Source organism: Priestia sp. TSO9 (genome assembly GCF_021029645.1).
GTDB lineage: Bacteria > Bacillota > Bacilli > Bacillales > Bacillaceae_H > Priestia > Priestia megaterium_E.
In genome coordinates, this window is record NZ_JAJEKD010000003.1 from 1 (window position 1) to 11,651 (window position 11,651).

Here is an 11,651-nt window from a genome sequence, read left to right on the forward strand (position 1 = left end):
CAATCTCTTGTCTGGTGGCGATAGCGAAGAGGTCACACCCGTTCCCATACCGAACACGGAAGTTAAGCTCTTTAGCGCCAATGGTAGTTGGGACTTTGTCCCTGTGAGAGTAGGACGTTGCCAGGCACCTGAAAAAGGACTAGCTATTTTAGCTAGTCCTTTTTTGTTTACAATTTATTTGTTTTATGAAAAAGTATAGTAAGAACAATAAAATTCACGATTTGCAGGTTTTGAAATAAATTTTAGTGGCAACGATAAAAGTAAAGAATAAACTTTAATAGTACATAGTTGAAAATTTTTTCGTTTCCTTTTATATTTAAATTAAGGTCAAATATAGTCAAAGTCAGAAGGAGGGGGCAGCGTGCCAAATATCTCTGACATTATCGAACAGTATTTAAAACAAGTACTTGAATTAAGTGAAAGAGAAATTGTTGAAATAAGGCGCAGTGAGATTGCTGATAAATTTCAATGCGTTCCGTCGCAAATTAATTACGTTATCAATACCCGTTTTACAGTTGAAAGAGGTTATCTTGTAGAAAGTAAGCGAGGCGGCGGCGGCTTTATTCGTATTGCAAAAGTAAAAATGCACGATGCAGCGGATTTGTTTCAGCAAGTAATTGAGATGATTCAAAATGAAATTTCACAAGTAAGTGCTGAAAACGTCATTATTAGGTTAGTTGAAGAAAAAGTCATCACAGAACGAGAAGCAAAAATCATGTTGAGTGTTATCAATCGTTCAGTTATTAATATTGAACTTCCTTATCGTGATGAGCTAAGGGCTAATCTTTTAAAAGCAATGCTTAATTCATTACGCTACCGATAAGCTCATGATCTATTTTATTTAGAACAGGGAGTGATGACAGGATGATTTGTCAGCAATGTGAAACGAGACCTGCAACTCTTCACTTCACAAAAATCATTAATGGTGAAAAGACGGAGATGCATGTATGTGAACAATGCGCTTCAGAAAATGGAGATGCATTTTCTTTTTCAAATCAGCAAGGTTTTTCAATCAATAACTTACTAGCTGGCCTACTTAACCTAGATCCAGCAGTAACTGAAAATTATAAGAAACAAAGTCAGGAGGTTCTTTCTTGTCCTACTTGTGGCATGACATATCAAAAATTTGCTAAAATCGGCAGGTTTGGATGTGCAGATTGCTACAAAACATTTGAGCGACCTCTTATTCCTTTCTTGAAGAGGCTGCATGGAGGTAATTATCTGCATCATGGAAAAATACCAGCAAGAATTGCAAGTAATCTTCATTTAAAAAAGGAATTACAGGCATTAAGATTGAACTTAAAAGAGTATATCGAAAAAGAGGAGTTTGAGAAGGCAGCCGAACTCCGAGATCACATTCGGTTACTAGAAAAGAAGATGAACGAATCGAGAGAGGAGGAAGCGTAATTCATGTCCCAGGATTTGTTCTTTTCCCAGCCTGTTAGCTCTTGGATGCGTCAAGAAGCTTCGAATTCAGATATTGTTCTAAGCAGTCGAATCAGGCTGGCTCGAAATTTAACTCATTATCTTTTTCCAACTCTCTTTTCTAAAGAACAAGCAGTTGAAGTGGTTCGAGTATTCGAGCAAGTTTTTCAAAAAAGTGAAAACACCAATCAGTGGAATTTGCATTTACTAAAGATGAACGAATTACAGCCTCTTCAAAAGCAAGTGTTGGTTGAAAAGCATCTTATCAGTCCTAACTTGGCTGAAGGAGATAACAACGGAGCTTGTTTTTTATCAGAAAAAGAAGATTTGAGTATTATGGTTAATGAAGAAGATCATTTACGCATACAATGTTTATTTCCAGGCCTTCAATTATCTGAAGCTTTAAGCACAGCCAATAAAGTAGATAATTGGATTGAGAAATACGTAGATTATGCGTTTGATGAAAATAGAGGGTATTTAACCAGCTGTCCCACAAATGTGGGTACTGGGCTACGTGCATCCGTGATGATGCATCTGCCGGCTTTAGTGATGACCCGTCAAATTCATCGTATTATTCCCGCTATTAACCAGCTTGGCTTAGTAGTGAGAGGAATTTATGGAGAAGGTAGCGAAGCTTTAGGGAATATCTTTCAAATTTCTAATCAGATAACCTTAGGGAAATCTGAAGAAGATATTGTGGCAGATTTAAATAGTGTCGTACAGCAGTTGATTACACAAGAGCACTCTGCACGAGACGCGCTGTTTAAAACATCTCATGTAGAGTTAGAAGATCGAGTGTATCGTTCATATGGAGTATTGGCCAATAGCCGTATTATTGAGTCAAAAGAAGCTTCACAATGTTTATCAGATGTTCGATTAGGAATCGATTTAGGGTATATAAAAGGACTGAGTCAAAATATATTGAATGAACTTATCATTATGACGCAGCCAGGCTTTTTACAAAAGTATTCGGGAGGTCCCCTAAAGCCTCAAGAACGTGACATTAAAAGAGCCACCTTAATTCGAGAACGTCTCACTATAAATAAAAACACAAATTAAACGTGGAGGGTGACGATTATATGATGTTTGGTAGATTTACAGAGCGCGCACAAAAAGTATTAGCTTTGGCACAGGAAGAAGCACTACGCCTAGGTCACAACAACATTGGAACGGAGCATATTTTATTAGGTATCGTTCGTGAAGGTGAAGGGATTGCAGCAAAAGCTCTTTCTGCTCTAGGCCTAAGCACTGAAAAAATTCAAAAAGAAGTGGAAGCATTAATTGGCAGAGGCCAAGAATTAACGCAGACCATTCATTATACACCTCGTGCGAAAAAAGTCATTGAACTTTCAATGGATGAAGCCCGAAAGCTTGGTCATTCTTATGTAGGAACAGAACATATCTTACTAGGCTTAATTCGTGAAGGTGAAGGCGTTGCAGCACGCGTTTTAAATAATCTAGGTGTCAGCCTAAATAAAGCTCGTCAGCAAGTGCTTCATTTATTAGGTAGCAATGAAGCTGCTTCAAGTCATCAAGGCGGAGGTTCTTCAAATGCTAATACACCTACGCTAGACAGCTTAGCACGCGATTTAACAGTTGTAGCGCGCGAAGGAAGCTTAGACCCTGTTATCGGACGTGGGAAAGAAATTCAGCGTGTTATTGAAGTGTTAAGCCGACGTACAAAAAACAATCCTGTATTAATCGGGGAGCCAGGTGTCGGTAAAACGGCAATCGCTGAAGGTTTGGCTCAGCAAATCGTCAACAATGAAGTTCCAGAAATTTTACGTGACAAACGTGTTATGACTTTGGATATGGGAACGGTCGTTGCTGGTACAAAATATCGCGGAGAATTTGAAGATCGCCTGAAGAAAGTAATGGATGAAATTCGTCAAGCAGGTAATATCATTCTCTTTATCGATGAGTTACACACATTAATTGGCGCTGGCGGCGCAGAAGGTGCTATCGATGCTTCTAATATTTTAAAACCGTCTCTTGCTCGTGGAGAACTTCAGTGTATCGGTGCTACGACTTTAGATGAATACAGAAAGTACATTGAAAAAGATGCAGCGTTAGAGCGTCGCTTCCAGCCAATTCAAGTGGATGAACCAACGTTGGAAGAGTCTATTCAAATCTTAAAAGGGCTTCGTGACCGTTATGAAGCACATCACCGAGTATCTATTTCTGATGAGGCAATCGAGCAAGCCGTGAAACTATCAGATCGCTACATTTCCGATCGTTTCTTACCGGATAAAGCAATCGATTTAATTGATGAAGCTGGTTCAAAAGTGCGTTTACGTTCATTTACAACGCCGCCAAATTTAAAGGAATTAGAGCAAAAATTAGAATCAGTACGCAATGAAAAAGATGCGTCTGTTCAAAGTCAAGAATTTGAAAAAGCAGCATCTTTACGCGATACAGAGCAACGCCTACGCGAAGAATTAGAAGACACGAAGAAAATTTGGAAAGAGCAGCAAGGTAAAGAAAACTCAGCTGTAACCGTAGAAGATATTGCGATGGTTGTATCTAGCTGGACGGGTGTACCGGTCTCTAAACTGGCACAGGAAGAGACAGAAAGACTGCTGAACATGGAAGAGATTCTTCACTCTCGTGTAATTGGGCAAGAAGAAGCGGTAAAAGCAGTTGCAAAAGCTGTGCGCCGTGCTAGAGCAGGCTTGAAAGATCCAAAACGTCCAATTGGTTCATTCATTTTCTTAGGACCAACAGGGGTTGGTAAAACAGAGCTTGCACGTGCATTAGCGGAGTCAATCTTCGGCGATGAAGATGCAATGATTCGTATCGATATGTCTGAGTACATGGAGAAACATTCTACTTCACGCTTAGTAGGTTCACCTCCAGGATATGTTGGATACGAAGAAGGCGGCCAGTTAACGGAAAAAGTAAGAAGAAAACCTTACTCAGTTGTTCTTTTAGACGAAATTGAAAAAGCGCATCCGGATGTATTTAATATTTTATTACAAGTGTTAGAAGATGGACGCTTAACAGATTCAAAAGGCCGTACAGTTGATTTCCGTAATACGATTTTAATTATGACATCAAACGTAGGTGCTGATACATTAAAACGAAGCAAGCACTTAGGGTTCACAGTAGAAGCAGAAGGGCAAGACTACAAAGATATGAAAGGAAAAGTAATGGCGGAAATGAAGCGCGCGTTCCGTCCGGAGTTCCTAAACCGTATCGATGAAATTATCGTCTTCCATTCATTAGAGAAACCTCACTTAGCTGAAATCGTTAAATTAATGGCGGATCAGTTAACAAAACGCTTAAAAGAGCAAGAAATTGATCTTGAATTAACAAAAGAGGCAATTGATAAGATTGCAGAGGAAGGTTTTGATCCAGAATACGGTGCTCGTCCACTTCGTAGAGCAATTCAAAAACATATTGAAGACCGTTTATCTGAAGAGCTGCTAAAAGGGGTTGTTCAAAAAGGTCAGAAAGTGACGCTAGATGTAGACAAAGGAGAATTTGTTGTTAAATCCTCCGCTCCAAGCAGCATCAGCTAAATTTACTCAAACCAAGACGAGGCATACGAAAAAACACGTATGCCTCCCTTTTTATTTTAGCTTAGGAAATAGTGTACAATAGAGATAGAAATCGATTGAATGAACGGAGAGATTGATAACATAATGGCGAAACGAAAAACAAAATTTGCATGTCAGCATTGCGGATATGAATCAGCAAAATGGATGGGGAAATGTCCCGGATGCGGAAGCTGGAATTCGATGGTAGAAGAAATGGAAGAAACGAAATCATCACGCCGAGGAGCTTTTTCCGGAGCTACTGCTTCTAAAGTCCAAAAACCTCAGTCAATTACAGCGATTGAATCTACAACAGAACCACGAATTTTTACACCTTCTGCAGAGTTAAATCGTGTATTAGGAGGAGGTATTGTCAGAGGGTCACTCGTTTTAATAGGGGGAGATCCGGGTATCGGAAAGTCTACTTTACTTTTGCAAACCTCCGCGCAGTTAGCAATGAAACAAAATAAAGTACTATATATTTCGGGAGAGGAATCAACCAAGCAAACGAAGTTAAGAGCGGACAGGCTAGGTGTAAAAGCTGAAGAGCTTTATGTTCATGCAGAAACAAACTTAGAATTAATACTAGAGGCCATCTCAAGCATGCAGCCTGATTTTGTGGTGATTGATTCAATTCAAACCATTTACCATGCTGATGTCACATCAGCGCCAGGAAGCGTCTCACAGGTGCGAGAGTGTACGGCTGAACTAATGCGTGTTGCTAAAACGAATGGAATTGCCATCTTTATTGTGGGTCATGTAACGAAAGAAGGGGCCATTGCAGGACCAAGACTTCTTGAACATATGGTGGATACGGTTCTTTATTTTGAAGGAGAGCGCCATCATACGTATCGTATATTAAGAGCGGTTAAGAACCGATTTGGATCCACAAATGAAATGGGCATTTTTGAAATGAAAGAAAGTGGGCTAGAAGAAGTATTGAATCCATCTGAAATCTTTCTAGAAGAACGGTCTCAGGGAGCAGCAGGATCGGTTGTTGTTGCTTCAATGGAAGGGACAAGACCCGTATTAGTAGAGCTGCAGGCGCTAATCAGTCCAACGAGCTTTGGAAACCCTAGAAGAATGGCGACGGGAGTAGATCATAATCGCGTTTCGCTTATCATGGCTGTCTTAGAAAAGCGTGTAGGAATGCTGCTGCAGAATCAAGATGCTTATTTAAAAGTAGCAGGTGGAGTAAAATTAGATGAACCAGCAATTGATTTAGCTGTAGCCGTTAGTATTGCTTCAAGCTTCAGAGATGCTGCTTCTAGCGCTACAGATGTTATTGTAGGAGAGGTAGGATTAACAGGTGAAGTACGCCGAGTATCTAGAATTGAACAGCGCGTTCAAGAAGCGGTAAAATTAGGGTTCCAACGAATTATTATCCCAGAGAAAAATTTAGGAGGATGGAAAGTCCCAGATGGTATTGATGTGATTGGGGTATCAACAGTAGCGGAGGCTCTGCAATATACATTAGGAGGATAAGCAGTGGAAGGAGAAAAAACAACAGTTAGTCAAAAACAAATATCAGAAATTCTGCAGTTTGTAGCACCAGGGACCCCTATTCGTGACGGTATCGATAACGTCTTGCGGGCAAAGACGGGCGGCTTAATTGTTATGGGCTACAATGAACAAGTCAAAAAGATGGTAGATGGAGGATTTTCGATTAATTGTGCATTTACACCTGCGCATTTATACGAGTTAGCCAAAATGGATGGAGCGCTTATTTTAAACGACAGTGGAAGCAAGATATTATTTGCTAATGCTCAGCTCATGCCAGACCCCTCTACTCCTTCTTCACAGACAGGAATGCGACACCGTACAGCAGAGCGCGTAGCTAAACAGTCAGGTGTATTGGTGATAGCCATTTCACAAAGAAGAAATGTGATTACGCTTTACAAAGGGTCTCTGCAGTATGTATTGAAAGACATTAGCGTTATTTTAGCAAAAGCGAATCAAGCGCTTGGAACACTTGAAAAGTACAAGGCGGTATTAGACGAATCGATTACAAGTCTCAGTGCATTAGAGTTTGAAGAGCAAGTAACTCATACAGATGTGCTGCAATCGCTTCATCGTACAGAAATGGTTCTGCGTATTAAAAATGAAATTTTGAGCTATATTAGCGAGTTAGGAACAGAAGGAAGACTAATCCGTCTCCAAATGAATGAACTACTTTCCCACTTAGAGGAAGAAGCAACTTTATTAATCAAAGATTATATGTATGACCTCAGTTTTGACCCTTACCGAGTAATTGAACGCATGCAGCAGCCGTCAAATAATGTTCTTCTCGATGACCAAACGCTCCTTCGCTTAATGGGATATCCCATGTATACAAGCTTTGAAGACAGCGTTATTCCTAGAGGGTATCGAATGCTTCATAAAATTCCAAGACTTCCATCGATTATTATTGAAAATCTCATTGATGAATTAGGGGATTTAAAAACGATAGCAGATGCCTCGGTAGAAGAATTGGATGAGGTAGAAGGCATCGGTGAAATTCGAGCACGGAAAATCAGAGAAGGTCTAAAAAGGCTAAAAGAGCAGCATCTTACAAACCGTCAGCTATAGGATATTAATTGACATTAAATGTTTGATTCATTAAGATATTGTGAAAATACAAAAAAAGTGACAGTTTGTTTACAAATTCTGTTTTTTGGTTAAATAACAGGTTTCAATCATTGTAAACTGTTTATAATGATAAAGGGAGGTGAAGGCGTGTTAAAACGTTTTGTACAGTTATTTTTTATTATTACAGGTGGTACATTGGGCGTCTTTTTTATACCTGAACTTATTCAATTATTAAATCTGCAAGATGTAGCATTTCTAGAAAAGCCTTACGTCGATGCAATACTGGGAGCCATTTTGTTTTTCCTTGTCACGTTTTGGATTGTTGATTATATAGTTGAATTAATTCGCCGAGTGGAAGAGGCGTTACTAAAGGCGCCTGTAACAGATGTGCTTTTTGGGAGCTTAGGATTGATTTTAGGGCTTATTGTGGCCTACTTGGTCGGAGCTTTTTTAGGCAGAATTCAACTTCAAGTAGTAAGTACCATTTTACCAATCTTTCTAAGTATTCTTTTAGGTTACTTAGGGTTTCAAGTCGGGTTTAAAAAACGTGATGAACTTGTAAGCGTGTTTTCGATGCCGGCTCGAATTGGGAAGAAAAAAGGACAAGAAGAAGAAACAGATAACGAAGAATCATTAAAGTCTCTTAAGATTTTAGATACAAGCGTTATTATTGACGGCCGTATCGCAGATATTTGTCAAACAGGATTTTTAGACGGAACGATTGTTATTCCGCGCTTTGTCCTTGAGGAGCTCCAGCATATTGCTGATTCGTCGGATGTTCTAAAACGAAACAGAGGTAGACGAGGTCTAGATATTCTAAACCGTATTCAAAAAGAACTGGCAATGAAGGTAGAAATTTATGAAGGCGATTTCGAAGACATTCAAGAAGTAGACAGCAAGCTGGTTAAATTGGCAAAGCTAACTTCCGGTTTGGTCGTGACAAACGATTTTAATTTAAATAAAGTATGTGAACTTCAAAATGTTGGCGTTTTAAATATCAATGACTTAGCAAATGCCGTCAAGCCAATTGTACTTCCAGGAGAAGAAATGAACGTATTGGTTATAAAAGACGGTAAAGAGCACAATCAAGGTATTGCCTATCTTGATGACGGTACAATGATCGTGGTAGAAGAAGGAAGAAATTATATTGGAAAGCAAATTGATGTACTGGTGACGAGCGTACTCCAAACCTCAGCAGGCCGTATGATTTTTGCAAAACCCAAGTTATTAGAAAAAGCACTGTGACGTAACAGGTAAAGGGAGTATACCTATGAAGTATGAAATTATCGTGTTAGCTGCAGGTCAGGGGAAGCGAATGAAAGCGGGGCGGAACAAACAATTTTTAACTATTCAAAACGTTCCGCTTATCATTCATACGCTGCAAAAATTCGAACAAGATCCTTGGTGCAGTGGAATTGTACTAGTCGTAAACGAAAAAGAAGTGGAGATTTTTGAAGAGTTATTGATCGAATATCCAATTCAAAAGGTTCAATCTTTGACAGTTGGAGGCGATGAACGTCAACATAGCGTTTATAACGGCCTTAAAAGTTTAAAGCAGGCTCAGATGGTATTAATTCATGATGGCGCTCGTCCATTTGTTCAACAAAACACAATCCATGAGTTAGTAGAAAAAGCTGCTAGTGATAAGGCTGCTGTGCTGGCTGTTCCAGTCAAAGACACAATTAAGCGTGTGGAACAGGGTACTGTCATTGAAACAGTTGAGCGCTCTAGCTTGTGGGCTATTCAAACGCCGCAGGCTTTTCTTTTTGATGTAGTAATGGATGCACACGAAAAAGCAAAAACAAATGAATACTTAGGCACCGATGATGCAAGTTTAGTAGAAAAAGCGGGGCAAAAAGTATCGATTGTAGAGGGAAATTACGATAATATAAAACTAACAACACCAGAAGATTTGTTATATGCAGAGGCTATATTAACAAAGCTAAACAGGACTGAAGGAGTGGAAAAATGAACATTCGAGTAGGACAAGGTTTCGACGTACATGAGTTTGCAGAAGGAAGACCTTTAATCATCGGCGGTTTAGAAATTCCGTATGAAAAAGGATTATTAGGCCACTCAGATGCAGATGTGCTGTTGCATACAATCGCAGATGCCTTATTAGGAGCGGCGGCTAAGGGAGATATCGGAAAGCATTTTCCGGATACAGACCCTGAATTTAAAGATGCTGATTCAGCAAAGCTTCTTCAACACGTATGGAAACTGCTAAAAGATGAAGGCTATGAATTAAGCAATGTCGATTGCACAATTATCGCACAAAAACCTAAAATGGCTCCTTACATTGAACCAATGAGAGAGCGTATTGCGCAGCTGTTAGAAGCAAGCATTTCTCAAATTAACGTCAAGGCAACAACAACAGAAAAGTTAGGCTTTACGGGACGTGAAGAAGGAATTGCCGCCCAAGCAGCCGTTTTAGTTTATCAAAAATAAAAACAGTTGACTTTGACAGATACCTATTTGGTGATAAAATTAGAACATGTCTAAAACATATAAATACATACTATAAGTAATATTAAATTGGAGGTCATCTTAGTTATGTCAAGCGAAGTAAGAGTTCGTTATGCCCCGAGTCCAACTGGACATCTTCATATAGGGAATGCAAGAACAGCACTATTTAATTATTTATTTGCACGAAATCAAAACGGTAAATTTATTATCCGTATTGAAGATACAGATCAAAAGCGTAATATCGAAGGCGGAGAAGAAAGTCAGCTGCGCTATTTAAAATGGTTAGGTATTGAATGGGATGAGAGTATCGACGTAGGCGGCGAGTACGGTCCTTATCGCCAGTCTGAACGTACGGAAATCTATCAAAAATATACGGAAGAACTTCTTGAAAAAGGATTAGCTTATCACTGTTACTGTACGTCAGAAGAGCTTGAAAAAGAGCGTGAAGAACAGCAGGCGAACAGTCAAATGCCGCGCTATTCAGGTAAATGCCGTAACTTAACAGCTGAACAGCGTGCTGAACTAGAAGCAGAAGGCCGTGAGCCAAGCATTCGCTTCCGTGTTCCTAGCAACACAGAAATTAAGTGGAATGATATAGTCAAAGATGAAGTATCATTTGAATCTGAAGGCATTGGTGATTTCGTTATTGTGAAAAAAGACGGTACACCAACATATAACTACGCTGTAGCCATTGATGATTATCTAATGAAGATGACACATGTTCTACGCGGAGATGACCATATTTCTAATACACCGAAGCAAATTCTTGTGTATGAAGCTTTAGGCTGGACGCCTCCTGTATTTGGTCATATGACATTAATCGTAAATGAAAATCGCCGTAAGCTAAGTAAACGTGATGAGTCAATCATTCAGTTTATTGAGCAATATAAAGAATTAGGCTACTTGCCGGAAGCACTGTTTAATTTTATTACAATGCTTGGCTGGTCACCTGTGGGAGAAGAAGAAATCTTCTCTAAAGAACAGTTCATTGAAATTTTTGACCCAGCTCGTTTATCAAAATCTCCAGCACTATTTGATACAAGCAAATTACGTTGGATGAACAACCAATACATGAAACAATTGGATTTAGACGAGGTAGTAGCTTTATCAGTTCCTCACTTAGTGAAAGCCGGAAAAGTTGAAGAAACGCGCGATGCAGAAACAGAACAATGGGTACGTGACTTAGTCGCTCTATACCAAGAACAAATGAGCTTTGGCGCTGAGATTGTTGAACTTACTGAAATGTTCTTTAAGAAAGAGATTGATTACAGTGAAGAAGCAAAAGCAGTGCTTGCTGAAGAGCAAGTGCCGGAAGTGTTAAAAGCATTTGCTGCAGAGATTTCTTCCTTAGAAGAATTCAGCGCTGATGAAATTAAGGCAGCAACAAAAGCTGTACAAAAAGCAACAGGTCAAAAAGGTAAAAAACTATTTATGCCAATTCGTGTAGCAACAACAGGCGAAACACACGGTCCTGAGCTTCCAAAAGCTATTTCTCTTTTAGGGAAAGAAACAGTTTTAGCTCGTCTAGAAAGCATTTATAGTTAACAAATTTCTATTTTGCCCATATGATAAAATAATCAAATATGGATATCGTTGAGAAGGAAGAGTAGGCAAGTTCATTGCATATCAGAGAGGGTTATCACCGGCTGAAAGTAA

At 39.4% G+C, this 11,651-nt stretch carries 10 protein-coding genes, 1 rRNA gene and 1 other annotated feature (1 of these 12 running past the window's edge); all 11 genes read left to right on the top strand.

Annotated elements, in window-relative coordinates; all coding sequences use genetic code 11:
• Window positions 1-10: 10 nt before the first annotated feature.
• A 5S ribosomal RNA gene (gene rrf / locus LJC66_RS00380) occupies window positions 11-126 on the top strand.
• 235 nt (window positions 127-361) lie between these two features.
• Window positions 362-823 carry a CtsR family transcriptional regulator gene (locus LJC66_RS00385; RefSeq protein ID WP_013054895.1) on the top strand — a complete coding sequence of 154 codons (462 nt, stop codon included), beginning with the start codon at window positions 362-364 and terminating at the stop codon, window positions 821-823.
• A gap of 41 nt (window positions 824-864) precedes the next feature.
• A complete protein-coding gene (gene mcsA, locus LJC66_RS00390; protein WP_230931637.1) occupies window positions 865-1,407 on the top strand; it encodes a protein-arginine kinase activator protein McsA in 543 nt (180 codons plus the stop codon).
• A 3-nt stretch (window positions 1,408-1,410) separates the two neighbouring features.
• Complete coding sequence (gene mcsB, locus LJC66_RS00395) at window positions 1,411-2,484, top strand: protein-arginine kinase McsB (RefSeq protein WP_013054897.1); 1,074 nt, start codon at window positions 1,411-1,413, stop codon at window positions 2,482-2,484.
• Window positions 2,485-2,504: 20 nt separating this feature from the next.
• A complete protein-coding gene (gene clpC, locus LJC66_RS00400; protein WP_014462041.1) occupies window positions 2,505-4,946 on the top strand; it encodes an ATP-dependent protease ATP-binding subunit ClpC in 2,442 nt (813 codons plus the stop codon).
• 123 nt (window positions 4,947-5,069) lie between these two features.
• Window positions 5,070-6,446 (top strand): DNA repair protein RadA, encoded by a 1,377-nt coding sequence (gene radA, locus LJC66_RS00405; protein WP_013054899.1) that lies wholly within the window; start codon window positions 5,070-5,072, stop codon window positions 6,444-6,446.
• Between the two features lie 3 nt (window positions 6,447-6,449).
• On the top strand, window positions 6,450-7,529 hold the full coding sequence (gene disA, locus LJC66_RS00410) for a DNA integrity scanning diadenylate cyclase DisA (protein ID WP_013054900.1): 1,080 nt from the start codon (window positions 6,450-6,452) through the stop codon (window positions 7,527-7,529).
• Window positions 7,530-7,676: 147 nt separating this feature from the next.
• Window positions 7,677-8,774: a PIN/TRAM domain-containing protein gene (locus LJC66_RS00415; RefSeq protein WP_013054901.1), complete on the top strand. Its 1,098-nt coding sequence runs from the start codon at window positions 7,677-7,679 to the stop codon at window positions 8,772-8,774.
• 25 nt (window positions 8,775-8,799) lie between these two features.
• The gene (gene ispD / locus LJC66_RS00420) at window positions 8,800-9,501 is read left to right on the top strand and encodes a 2-C-methyl-D-erythritol 4-phosphate cytidylyltransferase (RefSeq protein WP_025753186.1); all 702 of its coding nucleotides are present in this window, start codon (window positions 8,800-8,802) and stop codon (window positions 9,499-9,501) included.
• Window positions 9,498-9,977 carry a 2-C-methyl-D-erythritol 2,4-cyclodiphosphate synthase gene (ispF, locus tag LJC66_RS00425; protein ID WP_013054903.1) on the top strand — a complete coding sequence of 160 codons (480 nt, stop codon included), beginning with the start codon at window positions 9,498-9,500 and terminating at the stop codon, window positions 9,975-9,977. Before ispD ends, ispF begins: the two co-directional genes overlap by 4 nt.
• Window positions 9,978-10,082: 105 nt before the next feature.
• Window positions 10,083-11,540: a glutamate--tRNA ligase gene (gene gltX, locus LJC66_RS00430; protein WP_153253074.1), complete on the top strand. Its 1,458-nt coding sequence runs from the start codon at window positions 10,083-10,085 to the stop codon at window positions 11,538-11,540.
• 39 nt (window positions 11,541-11,579) lie between these two features.
• Window positions 11,580-11,651 (top strand) — a binding site (T-box leader) (it continues 152 nt past the right edge of the window).